Origin of the sequence: Alkalicoccus chagannorensis DSM 18086 (assembly GCF_000429725.1) — a bacterium.
In the GTDB taxonomy this organism is placed as follows: Bacteria; Bacillota; Bacilli; order Bacillales; family Salisediminibacteriaceae; genus Alkalicoccus; species Alkalicoccus chagannorensis.
Window position 1 is genome coordinate 67406 of record NZ_AUCK01000015.1, and the last position, 24056, is coordinate 91461.

Sequence of the window (24056 nt, forward strand, 5' to 3'; positions counted from 1 at the left end):
CGATGAGCAGAGTGATGATTGTTGGAGCAGGACCTGGAGATCCAGAACTGATTACCGTGAAAGGGCTCCGCGCGATTCAAGAGGCAGATGTTATTTTTTATGATCGTCTTGCAGCGCCGGAGCTGCTGCAGGAAGCTGCACCTGGAACAGAGCTCGTCTACTGCGGCAAAGAACCAGGTCGTCATTCCATGAGTCAGGAGGAATTGAACAGCCGGCTCATTCTGGAAGCAGCAAAGGGGCGGAGGGTCACCCGTCTGAAGGGAGGCGATCCGTTCATCTTTGGACGCGGAGGCGAAGAGGCCGACGTGCTGCAGCAGGCAGGGATTGCCTACGATATTGTGCCGGGGATCACGTCAGGAGCGGCCGTTCCCGCGTATGCAGGCATCCCGGTCACTCACAGGGACTACGCTTCTTCTGTTACCTTCGTGGCTGGTGTCAGTAAAGCACAGGACAGTGAGTACTGGCGGCACGCGGCGAAAGCGTCGGATACGCTCTGCATTTATATGGGCATCCGTTCCCTTCCCGAAATTACAAGACACCTCATCCGCCACGGACGCGACGGCAGCACGCCGGCTGCTGTGATACAGGAAGGAACAACCGCTCGTCAGAAAACGATCACCGGCACCCTCGACACAATCGCCGGGAAGCTGCATGAAGTCGAGCAGCCGGCGATGGTCGTCATCGGCGACGTCGTAAAGCTTGGAGAGCAGCTCGCCTGGTTTGAGGCAGCGGCGAGGCCCGCTGAGGTGGTCGGCTGATGCAGGGCGTCCTTTATGTCGGACATGGCAGCAGAGTGCCACAGGCAGCGGCCAATGCTGCCTCCATGATGGAGCAGGTGAAGGAGCACGTCGACGCGGGCCTGCAGGAGATCTGCTTTCTGGAACTGGCGGAGCCTGATATCCGCGCCGGGTTTGCCGCTCTGGCAGAGAGAGGCGCGACCTCGATAGCAGTCGTCCCGGTGCTGCTGCTCAGCGCAGGGCATTATTATCAGGATATTCCTGCAGAGCTGGATAAAGCGAAAGAAGACCATCCGCATATCCGCGTCACCTACGGCCGTCCGCTCGGGGTCCAGGACAGAATCATCGATGTGATGCACGACCGTGCATCGGAGAGAGGGGCTGTCTGGAATAAAGAGACGACGATTCTCCTCGTGGCCCGTGGAAGCCGCTCGCCGGAGACGAAAGCCGCCGTCCGCCTGATTCAGAAGAAAATAAAGCGGAAATTCGGTGTGAAGCGGGTGGAAGTCGGCTATATGGCGGTCATGAAACCGTCCCTGTCCGATACGGTGGAGAAGCTGGCAGAAGAATCGAACGTGCTGGTCCTCCCGTACCTCTGGTTTACCGGTATTCTTCTGGAGGAAGTGGAAGAGATCTCGGCAGGAAGAGGATGGGGCCAGGCTGCTTGTCTCGGAGATCATCCGCTGATGACAGCGGCACTGGCGGACCGGGCAGAGGAAGCGGTCCACCAGCAGCCGGACACGTTGGACATTGATGAAAGCAGAGCATGGTGGATTTAATCCGGAAGCGGCACCGCTCCACGGAGAAAGGGGAACATGAGATGATACTCGAAGCAACAAACAGCCCGTTTACAGAAAAGCAGGCGGCCTTAATTAATGAATTGACCGCTTCTCTCTCCACCGAGCAGAAGCAGTGGATCAGCGGTTATTTTGCCGCTGGTGCGGCGGCTGCGGTGCAGCCTCCACAGTCCGGGAGCGTGGCAGCTGAAGCAGCTGAGCCGGCAGCAACGAGAACCGTCACCATTCTGACCGCTTCCCAGACCGGAAACGGAGAAGCGCTGGCGGCGGAATGGGAAAAGACCCTTGTGGAACAGGGCCAGCAGGTACAGGTGCTCGATATGGATACAATCAAACCGAAGCAGTGGAAATCGCTGGAGGATGTGCTGATTGTCGCAAGCACCCATGGCGAAGGCGAGCCGCCGGACAACGCGCTCAGTGTCCATAAGCTCCTTCACAGCAGGCGCGCACCCGACCTGAGTCATGTCCGCTTCAGCGTGCTGGCGCTCGGGGACACGTCCTATGAGTTTTTCTGCCAGACGGGAAAAGAGTTCGATGCGGTCTTCGAAAAGCTCGGAGCCCAGCGGATCGCGGAGCGGATTGACTGTGATGTCGATTACGAAGAACCAGCAGAAGCATGGTTCACGACCGTGCAGCGCGCGCTGACAGTCCCGAAGCCACAAAATGCTGACGTGACAGGCGGGGAGGAAGAAGCAGCGGCTTCGGTGGTCTATTCGAAAAAACATCCGTTCGAGGCGGAGATTCTGGAACGGATTCAGCTGAACGGCCGGGGTTCTGCTAAAGAAACGTACCATCTGGAGCTGAGCCTGGAAGGCTCTGGTTTGACCTATCAGCCTGGAGACAGCCTCGGTATTTATCCGCAGAATGATCCGCTGCTCGTCGATCAGCTGATTCAGGCTGCCGGCTGGGACGCAGACGCCGCCGTACCGTCGCAGTCAGGAGCAGAAAAACCGCTGCGGGACGTCCTGGTGCACGAACTGGAAATGACGAAATTGTCCAAGCCGCTGCTGGAAAAGCTGTATCAGATCCACCCGCAGGACAACCTGCAGGCCCTGCTTGATGAAGGCCGGTGGAAGGATTATATCGAGGGACGGGATCTGCTGGATGTTGTTGAAGATTTCGGCCCGTGGAAGGCCTCGGGACCGGAAACAGCGGCCGTACTCCGTTCCATGCCGCCGCGTCTCTATTCGATTGCGAGCAGCTTAGAGACGCATCCAGACGAAGTCCATCTGACGATCGGCGCGGTCCGCTATGAGGCCCACGGCCGATCCAGGCGCGGCGTCTGCTCGATTCAGTGCGCAGAACGGTCCGGACCGGGAGAGACGCTGCGGGTGTTCGTGCAGCAGAACCCGAAATTCAAGCTGCCGGACGATCCAGATACACCCGTGATCATGATCGGTGCCGGAACCGGGATTGCGCCTTACCGCTCGTTCATCGAAGAAAGAGAAGAGCAGGAGGCAGCGGGACCGACGTGGCTGTTCTTCGGAGAACAGCATTTCACTACTGATTTTCTTTATCAGACCGAATGGCAGGCGTGGCTGCAGGAGAGGAAGCTGACGAGAATGGACGTGGCATTCTCCCGGGATCAGAAGGAAAAGATCTACGTCCAGCACCGGCTGCAGGAACGAAGCCGGGATGTATATCATTGGCTGGAGACGGGAGCCGTGCTCTACATCTGTGGCGACGAAAAGCACATGGCGCAGGACGTCCACCGTACGCTGCGGGGGATCATCGAGCGGGAAGGCGGGGTCACCGCAGAAGAAGCGGAAGAAAAACTAGAAGAGCTGCGGCGGGAAAAGCGGCTGCAGCGCGACGTCTATTAACACCCCCTGCCCGCTTCGTTCTGTGCAAAAACGAGAGCGGAAACGGAAGAACCCTTGGCAGGAGGAACGGGCTGCATGAAGCCATGAATGAATAGGCAAACCCGGGTACCCAGGCCGATCACAGAAAGCGAAGGAGGAAGACGATGAGTTCCAAACGACACCTTGAAGCACCGGCGGGAGAGCCGGATGCAACGGAAGCAATCAAACGAAACAGCCGCTTTCTGCGTGGAGAGCTGGAAGAATATTTCGCCGATCCGATTACAGGCTCTATTCCGCTGGAGCAGACGAAAATTCTGAAGTTCCACGGCAGTTATATGCAGGACGACCGAGATCTTCGTCAGGAGCGGAAAGAACAAAAGCTGGAGCCGGCCTATCAGTTCATGGTGCGTGTCCGTCTTGCCGGCGGCACGGCAACGCCGGATCAGTGGCTCACGATGGACCGGCTTGCTGACACCTACGGAAATGAGACGATCAAGCTCACGACGAGGCAGACATTCCAGCTGCACGGAATTCTGAAGTGGAACATGAAAAACAGCATGCAGGAGATGAACGCGGCGCTGATGGATTCGATTGCCGCCTGCGGGGACGTCAATCGGAACGTGATGTGCAACGTCCAGCCGTATGAATCTGCTGTACACGACAAAGTCCACCGGACCGCGCAGCGGATCAGCGACCACCTCCTGCCGAATACAGAGGCGTATCATGAAATCTGGCTCGATAAAGAAAAGGTGCTGGACAGCAGAGAGGAAGAAGAACCACTGTATGGACCGGTGTACCTGCCGAGAAAATTCAAAATCGGTGTGGCAGTGCCGCCGGCGAATGATGTCGATATTTACTCTCAGGATCTCGGTTTTACGGCCATCGTCCAGAACGGAAGGCTGCTCGGCTTCAATGTCACCGTCGGCGGCGGCATGGGGATGACCCACGGAGATGAAGAGACCTACCCGCAGCTGGCAAGAACCATCGGATTCTGCCCGGCGAAGTACGCAGAGGAAGTGGCCGAAAAGATCCTGACCATTCAGCGTGATTACGGCAACCGGGTGGAGCGGAAGAATGCGCGATTCAAGTATACGGTCGACCGCCTCGGTCTCGACACGGTCAAAGAAGAACTCGAGCACCGTCTCGGCTGGGCTCTGAAAGAGGCCAAGCCGGTCACATTTACGCATAACGGGGACCGGTACGGCTGGCACGAGTTCGACGGTACGTCCCACCTGACTTTATTTATCCAGAACGGACGCATCGCGGATACGGAGGACTACAAACTGAAGACGGCCCTGCGCCGGATTGCCGAAGTGCATGAAGGGGATTTCCGGCTCACCCCCAATCAGAATGTGATCGTTGCCGGCGTGACGCCGGAGAAAAAAGCGGACATTCAAGCGCTGGTAGAGGAGTACGGTCTTTCGGACGGGAAAGCAAACTCTGCGCTGCGGCGGAATTCGATGGCCTGCGTAGCCTTTCCGACGTGCGGACTCGCCATGGCTGAATCAGAGCGGTATCTGCCGGAGCTGATTGACAAACTCGAACACATGCTGGATGAGAACGGGCTGCGGGAAGAAGACATCGTCATCCGCATGACGGGATGCCCGAACGGCTGCGCGCGGCCTGGTCTTGGCGAAATTGCCTTTATTGGAAAAGGGCCGGGGAAGTACAACCTGTATCTTGGGGCGAGCTTTCACGGCGACCGGCTGAATCAGCTTTACCGGGAGAATATCGGCGAAGCGGAGATTCTGGAGACGCTGGAGCCGATCTTCCGACACTATGCCAGGGAACGTGAAGAGGGAGAACGGTTCGGTGACTTTGTCGTCCGGCAGTCTTACGTGGAAGCTGTTTACGACGGCCGAACCTTTCATCCTGCAGGGCAGGCATAGTAAGAAGCCCCTGCAGACGATCGCGAAGACGACGAAAAACAGCGCTGGAAGGAGTGCCTCCTCCAGCGCTGTTTTTTTGAAGTACAAGCGTATAAGTTTTCATACAGGGTGACGGCGGCTTCATGCACTGCACGGGAAGAAAGGAAGCCTCTTTCTTCCCTCGAAACGCTTGCGGTACACGCCGTTCCGACCAAAAGGCGCTCTGTCCTTTTGGTCGGTAATCCTTGTGTCTGGAAGCGTCGCACTGTGGTGATGAGCGAGAAGTCAGCGGGAGCTGCGCCAACGTTCAAGCCACCTTTTCTGGACACCGGGGTGGCGGTATCCTTCATCCATCAGCTCCTCCAATTCTCTGCGCCGGGCTTCCTGTGGCAGGCCGGACTGCTTGATGAGTTCCCTTGCTTCAAACAAAAAGTCCAGATAGTCTTCGGTATCCGGCCCGATCCGCTTCGTCATCTGTTTGAGCAGGTGCCTGGCGTAGCCGGGACTTGCGCCGTTTGTGGACACACTCACGGCCAGGCGTCCGCGCCGCAGGATGGCTGGAATCTGGACATTCCCGCGGCCGGCCTCCGCCGCATCGTTGACGAGCGCGTGATCCGGAGCGGCATCGGCGAGTTTCTCATTTGTGGCTTGATCTGCAGCAAGCACAAGCAGAAACATCCCTTGAGCATCTGCTGTCTCCGCAGTCCGCCGCTGCACAGCGATTCGGCCCTCTTCGTCGTACGATGCAAGCGTCTCCGTCAGCTCTGGACTGATCACGGTAATAGAAGCCCCTGCTTCCAGAAGCAGGGACGTCCGGCGTTCAGCCACCGGTCCCCCTCCGATTACGGTCACGGGTTTCTGGTTCAGGTCAATGGACAATGGGATTGGATACATGGCCGACACTCCTTTCTTTTTCCAGTGTATCATGCCGTGTGGACGTATTGGCCAAAAGGAAGTGCTTCGTACTCATTTACCCGAAGAAGCTGCTCACGTAAGATAAAAACACACGAAAGAAAGGAGGAAGACACTTGTTTGGTCGAGGAGATAACAAGAAAAAGCATCATGAGGAAATAGAGGAATTTTTGTTTGAAGGAGAGGAACTGGTCAGTACGTACGGGCTGATGGTAGACTTTGCTGCCTTTACAAGCCACCGGATTCTTTTTGTGGACCGCTCGCTGGTGTCCAAATCCAAGTCGGTGGTTGTCAGTATCCCGTTTGCCAAGATAGAAGAGATCGCCATCGAGAAGACGGGGGTTTTTTCTTTCTCCAACAACATCGAGATAGCCACGAAATCAGGGGCTCACTCCCTTCAGTTTATGAAAAACAGTGACGTCATGACGTTTTATCGTGAACTGTCCAAACGGATCTGCCAATAGGAGGCGAGGCGTATGCGTCATGTTACCGTCCTTCCTTATAACCCGGAATGGTCCAATATGTTCGAAGCGGAGGCGGCGGTCATTCAACAGGCGCTCGGGCCCGCCGTCACAGCTGTACATCATATCGGAAGTACTGCCGTTCCGATGCTGCCGGCAAAACCGATCATCGACATCATGCCGGTCGTCCGTGAACTTGATGCAGTAGATGAAAGGGAGCAGGCCATGGTGGCTGCAGGCTATGTGTGCCATGGAGAGTACTTTATTCCCGGACGGCGGTTTTACACGAAAGAGGTGGAGGGAGAGCGGCGCTTTCACGTCCATGTTTTCAAGGAAGGCACCAAGGATGTCGAACGGCATCTCGCTTTCCGCGATTATCTGCGGACACACGAAAGGCCGCGCCGAACGTATGGAGGTTTAAAGCAGTCCCTCGCATGGGAATATCCTTTTAATGTGAGTGCTTATGCTTCAGGCAAGCACGAATACGTCAAAGAGCTGGAAGACCGGGCACTCCGGTGGTATAAAAACCAGCAGACGAAGGAGGAATTGTCATGAAGGTACTAGTTATTGGTGCAAATGGTCAGATAGGCAAACAGTTCACGTCCATGCTGCAGGAAAGCGAGCAGTTCGAACCGCGCGCCATGGTGAGAAAAGAAGAACAGCAGAAGGCGCTGGAAGGCGGCGGTGTCGAGACAGTGCTTGCAGATCTGGAAGGCAGCGTAGATGATCTCGCTGAAGCGATGCGAGGGTGCGACGCCGTGGTGTTCACCGCAGGATCCGGCGGAAGCACCGGGCCGGAGAAGACGCTGTTGATCGACCTGGACGGCGCAGTGAAATCCGTAGAAGCCGCAGAGAAAGCAGGGGTGGACCGGTTCCTCATGGTCAGTGCTGTGCAGGCGCACAACCGGGAGAACTGGAGCGAAAAGATCCGCCATTATTTTGCGGCGAAACACTATGCTGACCGCATGCTGATGAACAGCAGCCTGAACTATACCATTGTCCGGCCAGGCGGCCTTTTGAATGAGGAAGGCACCGGCAAGGTTCAGGCAGCAGAAAACCTCGAACGTGCATCGATTCCACGTGAGGATGTTGCCCGCACGCTCGTGGCAGCCTTGACGGAAGAAAAAACGTACCGCCGTGGCTTTGACCTGATCAGCGGAAACGACACGCCGGAAGATGCCCTGAAAAAGCTGTAGGCGCTGCGTCTGGAAGCAGCGACGCTGGAAACCCAGCCCTGTCTTCTGCTAAACCGGCAGAGACCGGCCTGGAAACGAAAAAAACCTCCCCATGAACGCCGACTCCCAAACGCTGGATTAAGCATCCAGCGTTCAGGGACCGCTTTGTGGGGAGGTTTTTTTGTCGTGAGCGTCAAAGAATGGCTCTAAAATATTTGTTGGGGTAGAGGTTCTTTTCTATGTCGTTGTTTCATTCGTTTCCGTCGGGCGCTGTCCTCCCTCTGGCGTCGCCGCCTTTCACTCTTGAAAAGGGTTCTTTTGTGTTTTCTTCCTTTAAAGAGAATTCTTCCTACATTCGAGAAGCATCGGAGCGCCCTGCGGTACATGAACCCAAACATGTGAATGAGAAACCAAAGAAGACGAATGGAAACAGGGGGGTCTCCTGTGCCTGCCGCATCGACAGGAGACCCGCTTCGGCGTGATGGTGCGTGCTCCTGCTTTAATCAGCAGCGTTCGTCCGTGCTGCTGTCCAGCGGGCGAGCAGCCAGCTGTAGGCAACGGTGACGAACGGCGTCAGCCATAGAAAAACGGCTGCGGGGACATAGTAGATCACGGGGACACCGACGATGGCAGCGCAGAGGACCGCCAGCAGACTCCAAGGAACCATGCCCGCAAAAACCACGGTCGAATCCGCAAGCAGACGGCCGAGATGCCTCCGGTGAAAGTGCGTGTGCCACCATTCCTGCAGGGCGCGGCCGGTCAGAAGAATAGGGAAAGACTGGTTTGGTGACAGCAGCGAGATCATACCGGCTGCGGCTACTGTTCTCCATGAGGCCGAGGTGAACGAGACATTGTGCGGAAAGAAGCGCGACAGCAGCGGCTGGAGCATGCCGGAGGATTCAATCAGCTGACAGAAGGCACCGACAAGCAGGATGAATAGCACGAAAGGCAGCATGTCGAGCAGGCCTTGCAGAGTGTCCCTGCCAAAAAGCATGTACGTCAGCCATACTTCTGTGGAGACTCCCCGCCAGATAAGGAGAAGAGCACCGGCAGCAATGCCGCTGAGAAAGCAGGTATACATCGATCTTCCTGCTGCAATCAACAGGAGAAGCAGCAGCGGTGCCGCAAGAGATCCAGCAGCTGCTGCTGGATCCAGCGGGGACGGGGAGGGAGCAGCGGCCCCGGTATAGAAATACGCATCCGCGGCAGCATAGACCGCGGTCGTGATCAGCCCGCTGAGGACGAGGGTCGGCATGATCTGGCGGAAATGGGCGCTGGTGGACGTTTCAACGGCAAAGCGCATCAGCTGAAACGAACTGGACAGTGGTGACGTCCGGTCTCCGACAAAGGCACCTGACACAAGTGCTCCAGCAAGCACGGGAGCTGGAAGGGCAAGAGCCAGGCCCGCACTCATCAGCGGGATCCCGACGATACTTAATGAACCGACCGCTGAACCGACTGCAAATGACATTGCGCCTGTGATCAGGAAAGCGCTCGTGAAGAAAAAATCAGGGCGCAGGGTATGCTGAAACAGCAGGTTTAGATCTTCTGTAATGCCGGCGGCCGCCCAGGTTGGCAGCATCAGGCCGATGAAGACGAGCAGCCAGGCAATCGTTCTGTTACGGCTCAACCCCGTCTGCACTACGTGAAGCAGCGTCCGGTGCTTGACGCCCCGGCGTGTTTCCATCCAAAGCAGAAGCGCCAGTCCGGGCAGGACCGCCGCAGGAAGCGGAAAACCAAAAAAAACTGCCGCCATGAGCGGCAGGAGCGTAATGGTGAAGACGAGCATGATTTGGGGCAGACTGTACAACACGGCATCCCTCCTGCCGGCTAGTATATCACGAGCGGCAGAAGGGTGGGGAAGAGGCCTCTACCCGTATTTTTTCTGATGGGCTTTTTTCCGTTCCAGGTAGTCCTCATCTTCCCGGATCTTGATCCATTTCTCTTCGAAGATCCGGGCGGACTCGGCTTTCTCATCATCTATGTGACGCTTGTTGACGTTTCCGTCTTTATCGTATTTTTTTCCCCCTTTATAATTCGCATAGCGACGGGAACGGGTATAGCCCATCTGGATGAATTTACGAGCCATATCCATACCGACGAAATCATCGTTATGTCGATACTGTTCGAACAATTCATGGATTTTCTCGGCGGACTCCCGTGCGATATCTGGTGTTTTAAACCGCCAGTGCGGCAGAATTTCACTTTTATACGGCTCCACCATCAGCACGCCCTGTTCCCCTCTGCCGACTCTGTATTTATGCGGTTCATCACGGAAATCTGTATTCTCAAAGTCTTCATCGTAGTCGAAGCCCATCGCGCATCCTCCTTTTTGGATAGTTTACCCATATGTGGGAATCAAGTAAACCGGAACTATGAGGCGGATGCTGCTTTTTCCTGGCTGGCTTGCATGGTACGATGTTTTCGGATGAAAGGGAGTGAAGGGGAGATGCTGTCAAAGAAACAATCCAGGCTGGCGCTGATCAAACAACTGTCGCCGCTGCTCGAGTGTCCGCACTGCGGTCAGGCACTGAAGGCTGATGACGCCGGTGTTTCCTGCCCCGCAGGACACCGGATCGACGCGGCAAAGCAGGGGCAGTTGTTTTTGCTGCGAAAACAGCCGCCGGAAACGTACACGGCAGCGCTGTTTGCTGCACGGACACGCGTCATTCAGGCAGGCGTCTACAAGGCTCTCCACGAAGTGCTGCAGGAGCAGCTGCAAGACAGCCGGGTGATTGTGGATGCCGGCTGTGGGGAGGGGTCGCACGCCGAAGCGCTGCAGCAGGGAACGATCATCGGGATCGATAACGCAAAAGCGGGCATCGATGCTGCCGCAAAGCGGTCGGATCGTCATCTTTGGCTGATGGGAGATCTGGCTGATCCGCCGCTTGTACCGCAGTGTGCCGATGCGGTGCTGAATGTGCTGTCCCCAGCGAACTATGCGGCTTTTGCACGTATTCTGAAGCCGGGCGGCCTTCTGATCAAAGTGACGCCGGGGCCCCGGTATCTGCAGGAGATCAGAGACGCGGACGGGACGGAGGCCGGTCAGCCGGAGCCTGTCACCATGCCGCCTTCTTTTGCGCTGGAAGAGACAAACCATGTGCACGTCACCGTCGACCTGCCCGTAGATCTACGTAAAGAGATGCTGCGGATGACGCCGCTCACTTGGCATATGGAGGAAGAAGCCTTGGTAAAAGCGGCTTCCACCCTATCAGCAGTGACGATAGATCTACTGGTGCACCGCGCTGTTTGTAAGCCGTAGCTTCTGAGCAACAAGCATCTTAAACAGTATACAGCTGTACAAAAGCCTTGGAAGCACATGCTTCTAAGGCTTTTTTTCTTAGGCAGCAACGAACGATAACGGTGCCTCCATTTAAAAAAGCCGTTCTAAGATAAATTTTGGGGTAGGGGTTCATTTCCGTGGCATCTTTTCTTCCTTTTCAGGCGGAGGCCTGCCAAGGGGCGCTGCCTTCCACTCTCCTCGCCTTGCGAGGAGAGTGTTCGGACGGCGCTTGATCCCTCGGGCGTCGCTGCCCTTCCCTACTGAAAAGAAAATTCAGGGTGCGCCATTTGAAAAACGGATGAGAAGTCCTGGGCTTATTCACCCCAACATGTGAATGAGAATCAAATAAGCATCCTCTGTTCATGGTCTGGAAAAATAACAGCGGCACCGGTTTCATGAGTGTAGCGACCTTATGTACCGATATCACTTTATTCAGGATTTTTATTTCCATATTTTCCTTTGTTTAATCTTTTTTTCTGGTGGGAAAGATACATCTAATATCCAATTCAAGAGGAGGCAGTGATCATGCAGCGATACACAGGATCCAATCCAGCATTTCAAGATACCGGGCGGAAGGCCCTCCAGGGAGTGAGAGGAGCCGTCACGTCCCCGAACTATATGGCCACACAGGCCGGGGAACAGATCCTCCGGAAAGGCGGTCATGCTGTCGAAGGCGCGATAGCGGTGAATGCGGTGCTTTGTGTCGTTTATCCGCACATGGCCGGCCTCGGCGGCGATGCGTTCGCTCTCGTGAAACATCAGGGAGGGAACGTCGAGGCATTGAACGGCAGCGGCCGTGCCGGAGAAAAGGCGACGAGAGACTGGTACAGGGAACAAGGATACGAGACGATCCCGCAGCGCGGCCCGCTGGCAGCCAACACAGTTCCCGGAACAGTGGCCGCCTGGAAGGAGCTGCATGAAACGTATGGGAAACTTTCCTGGCAGGAACTCTTCGAAGAAGCAATCTATTATGCGGAACACGGGTTTCCTGTCACAGAGAAATTCAGTCGTTTTCTGCATGAGAAAGCGGATGTGCTGAGACAGCATAAAAAGGCGGCAGAGACACTGCTGCCGGGAGGAGAGCCGCCGAATACAGGGGATATCCTCGTACAGAAAGATTTAGGGGCGACCTTCCGTACCATTGCGGGAGAAGGGGCAGACGCCTTTTATCATGGTCCCCTTGCCGAGCAGCTCAGCGGATCGCTCCAGCAGGCGGGTGGATTGTTGACAGAAGAAGATCTGGCTGCGCACACCTCCGACTGGGAGACGCCGCTCTCCACCACGTATCACGACCGGTATGAAGTGTTTGAAATGAAACCAAATACGCAGGGGATCGCCACGCTTATGATGTTGAACATTCTGGAGCAGTTCCCAATTGCGGCTATCGGGGATAATACACCGGACTATTATCATTTGATGGCAGAAGCAGCGAAAGTGGCTTTTACCTACCGCGACCGCTGGGTGACCGACCCTGCGTTTGAGCAAGTGCCAATGGAAGAGATGCTCTCGGATGAGCATACGCAGGAAATGGTCCGCATGATCGACATGAACCGGGCTTATCCGGTAGAAGATCTTCCGGCTCTTCCGGAACTGGATGTGAATAAAGATACCACGTTCTTTGCAGCTGCCGATGCAGAAGGCAATACTATCTCGATGATCCAGAGTGTGTATCACGAATTCGGCTCCGGATTCATGACCGACAGTGGCTTTATTCTTCAGAATCGTGGCTCGTTCTTCAGCCTCGATGACGAGCATCCGAACCGGCTGGAGCCCGGGAAACGAACCTTCCACACGATCATTCCGGCGATGGCCTTAAAAGAGGGGGAACCCTTCCTGCTTTTCGGAACGATGGGAGGAGAAGGCCAGCCGCAGACCCAGTGTGCGCTGATGACAAGAATCGTCGACTTCGGCATGGACGTCCAGCAGGCGATTGAAGCACCGAGGTGGCTGTATGGCCGGACGTGGGGCGATAACAGTTCGACGTTCAAGCTGGAAAAGCGGATTCCGGACAGCATCATGGCACGACTCGGCGATCTCGGGCATGAAATTGAAATTGCTGCGGCGTATTCCCAGCAGATGGGTCATGCCCAGGCTCTAAAAATAGAAGATGGGCTTTATGAAGCAGGTGCAGATCCAAGAGGGGATGGTACCGCGCTCAGCTGGTAAAGAAAACGAGCGGCCCGGACAGCGGGCCCTCTTTTTCCGTACTCCTGCCCTCATGCACCAAAACGGTGGCTGGAACGCTCGAAACCCGGCCTTGAAGAAAAAAGGAAAGTTCTGTTCAAGCTTAATGTTGTGATTTGATGAAAGCAGCAATAGGCGGCGACGCTCAAGGGGTAAGCGCCGTCCGAACATCCTCTTCGCATCGCGAAGGATCGTGGAGGACAAGCCCCGGAGCAGGCGTCCGCCGAAAGCGGAAGACATCCACAACGAACGATAACATAGCCCAAAAGAAAGGAGCGATTCGATGAATGATCACAATTTACCACTCGACCTGCTGCACTGGGGTGCTGCGGCCCTCCCGCTTGTGCTGCTGCTTGTCATGCTCGTCGGCCTCCGCTGGTCCGGCCCACGGTCCGGCTGGATTGCCATGGGCATTGCAACCCTGCTTGCCTTCACGCTATACCAAGCTCCATTTGATAACATCGCCGTTGGCTTCGGAATGGGTCTCTGGGAGGCCTTCTTCATCCTGCTCGTCGTCTGGCCGGCTCTCTGGCTGTACCAGGTAACGAAAGAAGCAGGTGCCTTTACCGTTATCCGGGAGGACATACAGAAAACGTCGAAAAACTATCTGTTTCTCGTTCTTGCCTTCGGGTGGGTTTTTGCCTCCTTCCTGCAGGGGATTGCCGGCTTCGGCGCACCGATTGCCGTCGTTGCTCCACTCCTGATTGGTATTGGGGTGAAGCCGGTCACGGCTGTCGTCATTCCATTGATCGGCCACGCCTGGGCAAATATGTTCGGTACACTCGCGGTCGGCTGGATTGCGACCATCAATGCAGTCGAAATACAGGACCAGGCGATGACGCTGTTTTATACATCGATTCTGCTATGGATTCCGAACGTGCTGGCTGGCTTCATGATTTGTTACTTATTCGCGAAATGGAAAGGAATTAAAGAAGGTTTCTGGGTTGTTATCATCATTTCTCTCATTCACGGCGGCGGCCAGCTTGCACTCACGCAGGTAAACGCGACGCTGAGTACGTTTATTCCAGCTACGCTTGCGATGGGGGTACTGCTGCTGTTTGCCCGCCGTGCGAAATACCAGGAGCGCACAGATCTCGAGGATGAAACGGAAATCCTGGAAGAAGATCATCAAAGTGAATCCGAGAAGCCGAAGATTTCGATTCATAAAGCCTTCATGCCTTACTACGTATTGACGATCGTCTCTGTGCTCGCATTAGGGATCCCGCAGGTGAATGACTTCCTCGATCAGTTCGAGTTCGGTTTCACCTTCCCGGCAACGGAGACGGGATATGGATTTGCGGAAGACCCGGAAGAACCGTATTCGCCTATAGCGCCGCTGACGCACCCAGGGCTCTATCTAATGATCGCTTCGATCTTTGCGATGGTGTATTATAAACGCCTCGGGCTGTTTGCCTCCGATGCTTTTTCCTCGATTCGAAGCGGGGTGATCGGTAATGCTGTCGGGGCCTCTCTGGCGATCAGCGGGTTTTTGACCATGACCGAGATTATGGGAAGCTCCGGTCAGACAACCGTCATTGCGCTCGGTATTGCGACCGTATCCAACCCGCCGGTGTACGTCGCCCTTGCCAACGTCATTGGGATTACCGGTGCCTTCATGACCTCTTCGAATACATCGTCGAACGTCCTGTTTGCGCCGCTGCATGGCAACGTTGCGCAGTCAATGGACGGTCTGGGACTGTCCGCAACCATTGCAGCCCAGTCGACCGGGGGTGCGATCGGTAACTCCATTGCACCGGCGAACGTCGTGCTCGGTACCAGCACGGCCGGCATTCAAGGACGGGATGCTGAAGTATTCAAACCGACCCTTGTCTTCTGTCTCATAGCCGGAGTGGCAGTTTCCTTAACAGCCGTCCTGCTCCACTTCATCGGAGGATAAGAGAGAAAGAACAAACGAAGAAAAAGTCTTCAGAAAGGAGCTTCCCAAAAGGGGGAGCTCCTTTTTCAAAGTATAAGAATGTCAGGTCTGTTGATTAACCAATATCATCCAAATAATATCTGTTGTTTTTTCTATAAAAACAACAGAAAGAGCTTCTTATTTGGAATGCGGAGAGACGCTCTGCTTCCGCCGGGCGCTTTCCGGAGGGGACTCTCTCAGCTAGTCTGCCTCCGGCAGCCGGATCTTCGAATCGTCCTGATCCTCCCGGAGTCGCCGTCCCCTTGTATGAAAAGTTATACATTCCTATCCTGTAAAAAAAGCTGTAATGCTTTTTCTATCTTAGGAAAAACGAGCCTTTCGTTGAAAGAAAGGAGGATCCTGCATCCTTTCTTCCTTGAGATCAAAATGTGTCGCAGTGGCAAGGTGTTCTTTCGAGACGCCTGTAGAAAAAGGAAGCTGGAAGATCTCCCTGGCGTTCTTCGGGGGAAGCTTCCCGTAGACGAAGGGCGCCGCTGTTATTGCCTGAGCCTGCAGGGATCGGCACTCCGATTCGCCTGAAATGTATTGACCTTATCCAGAAAAAAGCGTACACTCACCATATAAATCGTAATAATTACGTTTTGAGAGGAGCGCACAACATGAATCGAATACCAGTCACCGTGCTGAGCGGCTATCTCGGAGCAGGAAAAACAACCTTGTTAAACCATCTCCTGCGTGAGGGGCCGGAGCGGACGGCCGTGATTGTGAATGACATGAGCGACATTAATATCGACGCGGGTACGGTCAAAGCGGAGCACTTCCGGCGGTCGGATGAAAGATTAGTGGAACTCTCGAATGGCTGTATCTGCTGCACCCTGCGGGAAGATCTGCTGCAGGAAGTACAGGTTCTTGCAGAACAGGGCGGGATTGATCGTATCCTGATTGAATCCACCGGCATCAGCGAACCGGTTCCCGTTGCACAAACATTCAGCTATATTGATGAAGAGACAGGCATTGACCTGACAAAAACGTGCTATATTCAAAATATGGTGACGGTTGTGGATGTCCACCGGTTCTGGTCCGACTTCCGCTCTGGTGACAGCCTGCTTGACCGGGCAGAAGCGGCAGAAACCGGGGATGAGCGTGACGTTGTTGATCTGCTTGTTGACCAGATTGAATTTTGTAATGTTTTGATTTTAAATAAAGTCAGCATGATCGACCCGGAAGAACTGCAGAGCATGGAGCAGATGCTCCGCACACTTCAGCCATCAGCGGATCTGATCAAAACCGATTACGGCCGGGTGGCAGCAGATCGTCTGTTTCAGGAGAACCGGTTCGATTTTGAAGAGGCGACTATGGCTGCAGGGTGGATCCAGGAGCTTCAGGCAGAAGAACATACGCCGGAAACAGAAGAATACGCCATTTCGAGCTTCGTCTACCGGCGCCGTGAGCCGTTTCATCCGGAGCGGCTGTATCAATGGCTGCAGGACCTCCCGGAGCAGGTCGTGCGGATGAAAGGGATCATCTGGAGTGCTTCGCATCCCGACATGGCTGTCTCCCTTTCCCAGGCAGGGCCTTCTGTGTATATTCATCCTGTCGCCTACTGGGTGGCAGCGCTGACGGAAGAAGAGCAGGAGCATTATCTGGCTGAAAATGAGGAGCTGCAGGAAGAGTGGCGGCCGGGGATTGGAGACCGTAAAACCGAGTTCGTGCTGATCGGGATCCATCTGCCGGCTGCGGAGCTTGAAAAACAGCTGGATGCCTGCCTGCTGACGAAAGAAGAGCAGACCATGCATCCGGAACAATTTTCTCACCCGTGGGAAGAGGCCCCGCTCTCCTAAAGACAAGAAGTCCCGCCGGAAGTATCTTTCTTCCGGCGGGACTTCTTTGGCAGTTCGGGGAGCATTCCTGGAACGAAGCGGCGTTTTCCCTCCGCCAGGCGCGAAACCGGATCTTCGCAGGGGAGCCCTGCTCCTCGCTGCGACGGTCGGGTGTTTCGCGCCTTGGAGCGCAGAATATACGTGGCGGCAGGAGGCCGTTCTCTATTCGTCCTCAGGCTCCTCTTCCTCAACTTTATAGCCGAACTCTTCCGGCAGCATACGGAAGCCGTCCAGCTCGGCATCTTCGTCGATTTCAATCATGATGCAGCGCCGGCCTCCGAAGTTCACCTGCTTGACGTACTGCAGATCCTGCTGGCTGATGGTCACATCGGCGGCTTTCGTTTTGATTTTGATCGACTTGGATGCATACCTCGGTACGATGCTGCTCGCTTTGACTTCGTAATTTTCTTCGGTCGTCACATATTGAAAAGCGGCCTTGACTTCCTCGGCTTCTACACCCTGACCGACTTCGTTCAGCACGCGCTCGACGTCCTGATATCCGAGCTTCGGGGGCTCCGCTTCCTCTTCGACGCTCTCTTCGACCATTTTATTGATTTCACCGTATACCCCGGCGAGTGCGGCCGGCGGGAGCTGATCCCCGACGATGTGTTTCACGACATCTTCAAACACTTCTTTTTCTTCTGCAGCGGTCACAGGCTCTTCGCTCTGGAGTACTTCTTCGGTAAAGTGTGGATCAATCATGTTCGGCTTTTCTGCCGCGTAGAGAAGGTAATTGACATCCGGGACTCCGTCCGTTACTACTGGGAATAAAAAGCCGCCGAGCGGATGCTTCACGTCGATTACCGGATCCACGTTGATCTTGTACTTAAATTCTTTCTCGACGTAGTCAAAGAGCATTTCGCGGTCCGGGTCCTGCGTTTTGTTAATCGCACATAAAATAAACGGCGTGGCGTAGACCGGCTGCTGGCTGTCCGTCTCTGCATCACCGCTCTTCTTTTTGCTCTGCTGGTACTCGCCGCGGACAAACGTGATCACACGATCTTTTTCATGGGGGTGCTCGGCGATCATTTTTTCTGCGAGGCTCATCATGTGGTCCTGCCAGCCTTCCGATTCCAGCGTCACTTGATGCAGCAGCCGCTGGGTCTCCGCTCCCTGCTGAAATTTCAGCGGGAATAACTTTTCATCCATCCGTCCCGTCAGCGTTTTTTTGAAGCTTTGAAAAAAGAGCTCCTGCTGTTCCCGTTCGAGCATTTCAAACGGCTGCGTTTCGGCATGATAGACTTCTGTTGTTTCCTTCAATACGTAAAGATTAAATACTTCCTTGAGCTGCAGCTTCGTCTGCTCCGGCTTCAACTGCCGGCGGAAAGCGGCAAGGTCTTTTTTGTCCATATGTATGCGCCTCCTGATGTGAACGTCCTGTTCAGTTTAACATACACCCGTGAGCGGCAGGAGCAGGAAAAAGGAAAAAGAGGCTGAGGAAAACAAGAATAGAAAGAAGCCTTTTATATGTGTAACGAGGATCACTTGAATCAAGTCCTTCTGCCGATGGATGTTTCAATCCCATGAAAAAAACATGTTGTGTCTGGCCCAAGTTTATACCCCGACATAACATACATCAATCGATTCCGTGTTCTCCCTGAGGTCCAGGAAAGATGACGCTAATGGTTTGTTCCATTCCGATGCAGATAAATCGAGGGAAAAACGATGGATTCGGAAGATGAACCTGGAGCCATTTGCGGTCGTTGTAACATGGGTGCCGAGCCAGCACGCATGGCCGTGCACGTAGGAGAGGGTCCGGCCGTGAGAGAGGCTCGTGATCGTTATGTACAAACAAAACGCTTTCGACGATCCAAATCGGATCATCGAGAGCGTTTTTACTTTGGTGATAAGAATGTATACGTTTCATCGAGGGGGACGTCGCTCCGCGCTTTTGTTCCATGATAGGAATGTACAAGTTTTCATACAGTGTAACGGCGGCTCCATGCGCTGCATGGAAAGAAAGAAAACCTCTTGCTTTCCTCTAAAAGCCTGCAGCGACACCGCACGCCGTTCCGATCAAAAGGCGCTGCACGCTTTTGTTTATCAGGAGACAGCGCCTTCTAAAAGAGAGACAGCTTTTTTGACAGATCCTGGACTCGAGGACTTGACCCCTTTAAAATGACGGTCTTCTTCTACAGCCTTCGTGCCGAAGCCGTCCTGGTCCTGGGCTACCATCATGGATTTGAACGCCGGTCCGTCGATGACGAGGAACCATTCTTTCATGAGCTCGGCATTTTTCGGAAGGTGAACGTAGGTGATATTCGGATGGTCCGGGAGTTTTTTGTCATTTTCGCCGAAGATATAAATGTCGGCGGTTTCGGCCATTTCTAAGTATCGGTCCATGATTGCTTCCGCACGGGAGAGTTTCTGAAAACCGGCATACACGACTGCTTTCATTTTCTTTTTGATGACCATGTTTTCCATCATGAGGCACATGTACTCCAGCTGCGGAACTTTCGATTCATACTTTAACGAAGAAGATTCAAGTTTCTGGGCCGAAGTGCCTCCAGTAAAGTCAGCATGATCGCCGCTCACTTCGTTTACAAACGTTTGAAATACAGACATAGATGAAATATCCGACATTTGATTCACTCCTTAAGTTTTAAATGGTGAAAAAAGAGGTATGGTACTGAGACTAAAGAATTAATCATTTGACTATTACCTTGTTTTACATCGTTTAAACATCAAAAGGGGGAAAAGATTCATGCATCGTTGGAAAGAATTACTGAAAAATTATGGATATCTATGGTCCGGAGTGGCCGCGCTGCTTACTGCCGGGCTTCTCGGCATGGTGGTGCCGGTCTGGGCGGCTGCGGTTGGAGGCGGCGCCGCTGCGGCGGCTGTCGGCTGGTCTGCAGGCAGAGAAAAGACAGGAGAGCCGGTGGAGATAGAAGAAGAGCGGCTGTTGACCGCGGATCAGGTGAAGCGGGCGTTAGAAGAGCTCCGGCACACCGAAACGCACACAGAATACATCACGAACATGACCGGAAGTGTCTCCGCTGTCAGCGAGCAGGTGGCCGAGACTTCCGGCAGTATGTCGGAACAGATCACTGAAGCGACAGGGCACACTCAGGAGATTTCGGCCCAGGTAGAAGAAGTCTATCAGCTGCTGTCAAAGCTGAAATCCATGATTGAAACAACGCGGACCGAGGCATCGTCGATTCAGGATGTTTCTGCAGAAGGACAGGAAAAAGGGGATGCCTTTCTTTCCGAAATTCAGCTGTTTTCGGAGCGGATGGGGGAATTTGGTGCGATGAACGATCATCTGATCGGAAACATAGCCAAAGTAAACAAAGCCCTCACGCGCATCGAGGAAATCTCTCAGCAGACGAATCTGCTTGCACTGAACGCATCGATTGAGGCTGCCCGTGCCGGTGATGCCGGCCGTGGATTTGCTGTCGTCGCCGAAGAGATACGAAAGCTCTCCGACCAGGTGCATCACACTGCCGATGACATCACGTCGACGATCGGAGAAGTAAACGCCAGCATTGAAAAGCAGCAGCAGACGTTCAAAGCGGAAGTGGAGTCGCTGGAGCAGACCCAGGAGCAAAGCAGGCAGATACTGGAGGTATTCAGTGGTATCAGCCGTTCGATTCAGGGTCTTTCCGAAGAAATCTCTTCCGTGGAAACGGAAATGGATCACGTATACGGAGAAGGAAGCCGTCTCACCGAAGCTGTTCAGGCGGTCAACGCGCAGCTGGAACAGCTGGAGGAGATGGCAGGAAGCAACGGCGGACAGATGATGGAGCAGCAGTCCTCGATCATGGAACTCGAGATGACGGCGGAGACGCTGCTGGAATCCGTGCAGACGCTGTTCCAGCGGCTGAAGGAAGAAGCGGAACAGGAGACGGTCGGCTGGGTGCGTCCGTTTGATCTGAAGTCAGAAGAGACAGAAAAGCCCGCGTCATAAGGAGGAGCTCATGAATAAGCAGGAAGCGACTAAAAGGCTGGACGGCACGATGGCATTGGAGGATGTGATGGAAGAAGCAGCGGCGTGGAAACGACACACGTCCGGAAACAAAGTCACATTCAGCCGCAATATCTTTATTCCGCTGACCAACATCTGCCGCGACCGCTGTACGTACTGTACGTTTCAGCGTCGGCCCGGTGATGCCGGAGCGCGGATCATCCCGGAAGAAGAAGTGCTGGACAAAGCGCGCAGGGCGGCAGCACTTGGATGTACCGAAGTCCTTGTCAGTCTCGGTGATAAAGCGGATGTTTTCCCGGAAGTACGAACGTGGCTTCAGGAGCGGGGTTTCCGCAACATGATGGATTACGTCGTGTACATTTGCAGCCGTATTATCGAAGAAACCGGCCTTCTTCCGCATACGAATGCCGGGATTATCGGTACGTTTCATCTGGATCAGCTCAAGCCGGTGAATGCCAGCATGGGGATGATGCTGGAGACGATGAGCCGGCGTCTCTGTGGGCCGGGACAGGTTCATGAGCATGCGCCGGATAAGCTTCCCCACCGGCGGTACCGTTACATAGAGGAAGCAGGGAAACGGCAGATTCCCTTCACGACCGGCGTACTGCTCGGGATTGGAGAGACGATCGAAGAACGTGTGGAGGCACTCGAGGCCATCCGGGACCTGCATGACACGTACGGCCACATCCAGGAAGTGATCGTCCAGAACTATCAGCGGAAACCGGGTATGGAAGACGGCGCAGCAGGAGAAGTCTCCGAAGACGAACTGCTGCGGACGACGGCCCTCGCCGTTACGATGCTGCAGGGAAACGTCCACGTACAGGTGCCGCCGAACTTGAACGAAAAACGGATGCACCGGCTGCTGAGAGCGGGTATCAGCGATTGGGGCGGAGTGTCTCCGCTGACGGTAGACTACATTAATCCGGAATCGCCGTGGCCCGGACTGGATACGCTCGCAAAAGTAACAGCAGAAGCAGGGATGGTGCTGGAAGAACGACTGCCTGTCTACGATTCGCATACGGGTGGCGCCTTTTTGGAAGAACCGGTCAAAAGCGCTGTGGAGCAGCTGCAGCAGAAAAAGAAAAGGGAGCTGATTGGATGAAGGATCGTGTACAGGTGGAACTGGAGAGAGCAGGATCAGACGTACGGCGTATTTTGAATAAGGTGATGGAAGGAATACCTGCAGCAGATGAGGAGGTATTCGTGCTGGCTAACGCTGCCGGGGCCGATGTAGATGCGATGGCCGCGGTAGCGGATGACCTGCGGGAAAAAGTAGTAGGAGAGGACATCACATTCGTACTGAACCGGAACATGAATTTTACGAATATCTGTTTTGTCGGCTGTAAATTTTGTGGCTTCAGCCGGACCAATGCGAAAAACGGGTATTTCCTCGGTCTGGATGCGCTGGCGGAGAAAGCGGCGGAAGCCTGGCAGGAAGGCGCCGGGGAAGTCTGTATTCAAGGCGGGCTGACCGAGCAGATGCCTGCAGATTACTACATACAGATTGTAAAAAGACTGAAAGAAACCCTGCCGGATCTCCACCTGCATGCGTATTCCCCCATGGAGATTGATTACGGGGCGGAGCGTATGGGTTTATCCGTGAAAGAATATCTGGAGCTGTTGAAGGAAGCAGGATTGGGAAGTATTCCCGGTACGGCTGCTGAAATTCTGGACGACGACATTCGTGCACAGCTTTCTCCGGTCAAGCTCACGGCAGACCGCTGGGAGGAGATCATCCGGACTGCCCACCAGGTCGGCCTGCGATCCACGTCCACGATGATGTACGGGCATGTTGAAGATTATGATGACTGGGCCAGGCACCTGCTGCGACTGCGCCGCATCCAGCGGGATACGGGAGGATTCACCGAATTTGTCCCGCTTGGCTTTATCCATTCCAATACGCACATTTTCCGAATCGGGAAGGCGAAAGCCGGCGGAACGGAAGAAGATCATATCAAAATGCATGCGCTTGCCAGAATCGTTTTCTACGGATTGATTGATTCGATTCAAGTAAGCTGGGTGAAAATCGGGCCCGAGGGAGCGAAGAAGTGCCTGCAGGCGGGAGCGAATGATTTCGGCGGAACGCTGATGGAAGAGAACATTTCAAGAGAGGCAGGTTCCCAGTTCGGGTCTGCCATGACGGCGGAAGAGATCGCCGGTCATATCGAAGCAATCGGACGGAGGCCTGTCGTCCGGGATACACTGTATGAGCGATTCACCCCCTTTGCAGATATGCGGACGCACGAAAAGGTGAAGTAAAGAGAAGCACTGTGCTACACTGGAGAAAACAGTGCAGGAGGATACCTTCATGAGATTAACACAATATACCGACTACTCCCTCCGCGTTCTCATGTATACGGCGGCCAAGGAGCGCACGTCGCTGTCCCGGATTCAGGACATTTCCGATGCGTATCAAATATCCAAAAACCATTTGATGAAAGTGGTGTATCAGCTGGGACAGCTGGGGTACGTGGAGACGGTCCGCGGCAGAAGCGGCGGCATCCGTCTGCATCAAGAGCCGGAGGATATCAACGTCGGGACGCTCGTCCGTCAGATGGAGGATGACTTCCATATGGTCGAGTGTTTTGACAAGGAACGGAACCAATGTCCGATTACAGCCGCCTGTACTCTTCAGCATGCCCTCGGAGAAGCGCTGAACGCTTACCTGAACGTCCTCGATCAGTACACGCTGGCGGACATTACAAAAAACAAAGGACAGCTGGCTGCCCTGCTCCATCTCCAGGAGTAGGATTTACCGCGCGATCAGCTGCACCCTTGGCTGCCTCAGGCGGGCTCCGCTGTAATAATCAACCTTCTTTATACAGAAAAGAGGCTGGGACAAAAAGTTCTAGCTAAGTAAAAACGCTTCCGATTATCCAAAATGGATAATCGGAAGCGTTTTGTTTGTACATTCGAATAACGCAGGCGACTCATGGCAGTGAACTTCCTTAAGTTCACTGCCATGAGTGCAAATCCCATTTCTTGTTTCACCTTGTCTTTGCCTCTCACCGACATTCTGGTGAAACGCAAATTCGCCTTCAGAAACCCAAAAACTGGTTCTACGTCGGTTTTACGCCGCCCGTAAATTGCTCCAGTTTCTTCTTCCGAAAGCAGTTGACGAATATTCTCTTTTTGCTTCTCCCATTTTTCATT

At 54.3% G+C, this 24056-nt stretch carries 21 protein-coding genes; 15 read left to right on the forward strand and 6 right to left on the reverse strand.

What is annotated here, in order from left to right; translation table 11 throughout:
- The first annotated feature begins 2 nt into the window (after positions 1-2).
- The 4 genes from cobA (at position 3) to cysI (ending at position 5225) form a co-directional block, all read left to right on the forward strand.
- Positions 3-758: a uroporphyrinogen-III C-methyltransferase gene (cobA, locus tag G477_RS0109745; protein WP_026697794.1), complete on the forward strand. Its 756-nt coding sequence runs from the start codon at positions 3-5 to the stop codon at positions 756-758.
- Complete coding sequence (locus tag G477_RS0109750) at positions 758-1516, forward strand: sirohydrochlorin chelatase (protein WP_051287895.1); 759 nt, start codon at positions 758-760, stop codon at positions 1514-1516. Before cobA ends, G477_RS0109750 begins: the two co-directional genes overlap by 1 nt.
- A gap of 41 nt (positions 1517-1557) precedes the next feature.
- Positions 1558-3357 (forward strand): assimilatory sulfite reductase (NADPH) flavoprotein subunit, encoded by a 1800-nt coding sequence (locus G477_RS0109755; RefSeq protein WP_026697796.1) that lies wholly within the window; start codon positions 1558-1560, stop codon positions 3355-3357.
- A gap of 143 nt (positions 3358-3500) precedes the next feature.
- A complete protein-coding gene (cysI, locus tag G477_RS0109760) occupies positions 3501-5225 on the forward strand; it encodes an assimilatory sulfite reductase (NADPH) hemoprotein subunit (protein ID WP_026697797.1) in 1725 nt (574 codons plus the stop codon).
- A 264-nt stretch (positions 5226-5489) separates the two neighbouring features.
- Here cysI and G477_RS19280 read toward each other — a convergent pair whose 3' ends face one another.
- The gene (locus G477_RS19280) at positions 5490-6098 is read right to left on the reverse strand and encodes an NAD(P)-dependent oxidoreductase (RefSeq protein ID WP_051287896.1); all 609 of its coding nucleotides are present in this window, start codon (positions 6096-6098) and stop codon (positions 5490-5492) included.
- Positions 6099-6232: 134 nt separating this feature from the next.
- Here G477_RS19280 and G477_RS0109770 point away from each other — a divergent pair, with 134 nt between their 5' ends.
- From G477_RS0109770 to G477_RS0109780, 3 genes are read left to right on the forward strand one after another with little or no spacing between them, the layout of a single operon-like run.
- The gene (locus G477_RS0109770) at positions 6233-6580 is read left to right on the forward strand and encodes a PH domain-containing protein (RefSeq protein ID WP_026697798.1); all 348 of its coding nucleotides are present in this window, start codon (positions 6233-6235) and stop codon (positions 6578-6580) included.
- Between the two features lie 12 nt (positions 6581-6592).
- Positions 6593-7132, forward strand: a complete 540-nt coding sequence (locus G477_RS0109775; protein ID WP_026697799.1) for a GrpB family protein — start codon at positions 6593-6595, stop codon at positions 7130-7132.
- Positions 7129-7773 (forward strand): SDR family oxidoreductase, encoded by a 645-nt coding sequence (locus tag G477_RS0109780; protein ID WP_026697800.1) that lies wholly within the window; start codon positions 7129-7131, stop codon positions 7771-7773. The genes G477_RS0109775 and G477_RS0109780 overlap by 4 nt, the downstream gene beginning before the upstream one ends.
- Positions 7774-8251: 478 nt before the next feature.
- On the opposite strand, the gene G477_RS0109785 is transcribed toward G477_RS0109780, so the two are convergent.
- Together G477_RS0109785 and G477_RS21205 are read right to left on the reverse strand one after the other, a co-directional pair.
- Complete coding sequence (locus G477_RS0109785; protein ID WP_170203869.1) at positions 8252-9565, reverse strand: Na+/H+ antiporter NhaC family protein; 1314 nt, start codon at positions 9563-9565, stop codon at positions 8252-8254.
- A gap of 57 nt (positions 9566-9622) precedes the next feature.
- Positions 9623-10069 carry a DUF4385 domain-containing protein gene (locus G477_RS21205; RefSeq protein WP_026697802.1) on the reverse strand — a complete coding sequence of 149 codons (447 nt, stop codon included), beginning with the start codon at positions 10067-10069 and terminating at the stop codon, positions 9623-9625.
- A 132-nt stretch (positions 10070-10201) separates the two neighbouring features.
- Between G477_RS21205 and G477_RS20940 the strand changes: the two genes are divergently transcribed.
- The 4 genes from G477_RS20940 to G477_RS0109810 all read left to right on the forward strand — a co-directional run bounded on the left by G477_RS20940 (position 10202) and on the right by G477_RS0109810 (position 16936).
- Positions 10202-11014 carry a methyltransferase domain-containing protein gene (locus tag G477_RS20940; protein WP_051287898.1) on the forward strand — a complete coding sequence of 271 codons (813 nt, stop codon included), beginning with the start codon at positions 10202-10204 and terminating at the stop codon, positions 11012-11014.
- 546 nt (positions 11015-11560) lie between these two features.
- Positions 11561-13201: a gamma-glutamyltransferase gene (ggt, locus tag G477_RS0109800; RefSeq protein WP_026697803.1), complete on the forward strand. Its 1641-nt coding sequence runs from the start codon at positions 11561-11563 to the stop codon at positions 13199-13201.
- 301 nt (positions 13202-13502) lie between these two features.
- Positions 13503-15116, forward strand: coding sequence for an L-lactate permease (locus tag G477_RS0109805; protein ID WP_026697804.1), 1614 nt, complete (start codon positions 13503-13505; stop codon positions 15114-15116).
- A 638-nt stretch (positions 15117-15754) separates the two neighbouring features.
- Positions 15755-16936, forward strand: a complete 1182-nt coding sequence (locus G477_RS0109810; RefSeq protein WP_026697805.1) for a GTP-binding protein — start codon at positions 15755-15757, stop codon at positions 16934-16936.
- Between the two features lie 201 nt (positions 16937-17137).
- Here G477_RS0109810 and G477_RS0109815 read toward each other — a convergent pair whose 3' ends face one another.
- Positions 17138-18325, reverse strand: a complete 1188-nt coding sequence (locus tag G477_RS0109815) for a DUF4317 family protein (RefSeq protein ID WP_026697806.1) — start codon at positions 18323-18325, stop codon at positions 17138-17140.
- Between the two features lie 693 nt (positions 18326-19018).
- Positions 19019-19558 carry a DICT sensory domain-containing protein gene (locus G477_RS0109820; RefSeq protein ID WP_035211736.1) on the reverse strand — a complete coding sequence of 180 codons (540 nt, stop codon included), beginning with the start codon at positions 19556-19558 and terminating at the stop codon, positions 19019-19021.
- 121 nt (positions 19559-19679) lie between these two features.
- Here G477_RS0109820 and G477_RS0109825 point away from each other — a divergent pair, with 121 nt between their 5' ends.
- From G477_RS0109825 to G477_RS0109840, 4 genes are read left to right on the forward strand one after another with little or no spacing between them, the layout of a single operon-like run.
- A complete protein-coding gene (locus G477_RS0109825; protein ID WP_026697808.1) occupies positions 19680-20885 on the forward strand; it encodes a methyl-accepting chemotaxis protein in 1206 nt (401 codons plus the stop codon).
- A gap of 10 nt (positions 20886-20895) precedes the next feature.
- Complete coding sequence (cofG, locus tag G477_RS19290) at positions 20896-22005, forward strand: 7,8-didemethyl-8-hydroxy-5-deazariboflavin synthase CofG (RefSeq protein WP_035211738.1); 1110 nt, start codon at positions 20896-20898, stop codon at positions 22003-22005.
- On the forward strand, positions 22002-23162 hold the full coding sequence (gene cofH / locus G477_RS0109835; protein WP_026697809.1) for a 5-amino-6-(D-ribitylamino)uracil--L-tyrosine 4-hydroxyphenyl transferase CofH: 1161 nt from the start codon (positions 22002-22004) through the stop codon (positions 23160-23162). Before cofG ends, cofH begins: the two co-directional genes overlap by 4 nt.
- Before the next feature lie 49 nt (positions 23163-23211).
- Positions 23212-23652, forward strand: coding sequence for an Rrf2 family transcriptional regulator (locus tag G477_RS0109840; protein ID WP_026697810.1), 441 nt, complete (start codon positions 23212-23214; stop codon positions 23650-23652).
- A gap of 68 nt (positions 23653-23720) precedes the next feature.
- Here G477_RS0109840 and G477_RS19295 read toward each other — a convergent pair.
- A partial coding sequence (locus G477_RS19295; RefSeq protein ID WP_245575467.1) for a transposase occupies positions 23721-24056 on the reverse strand: 336 nt, incomplete at its 5' end.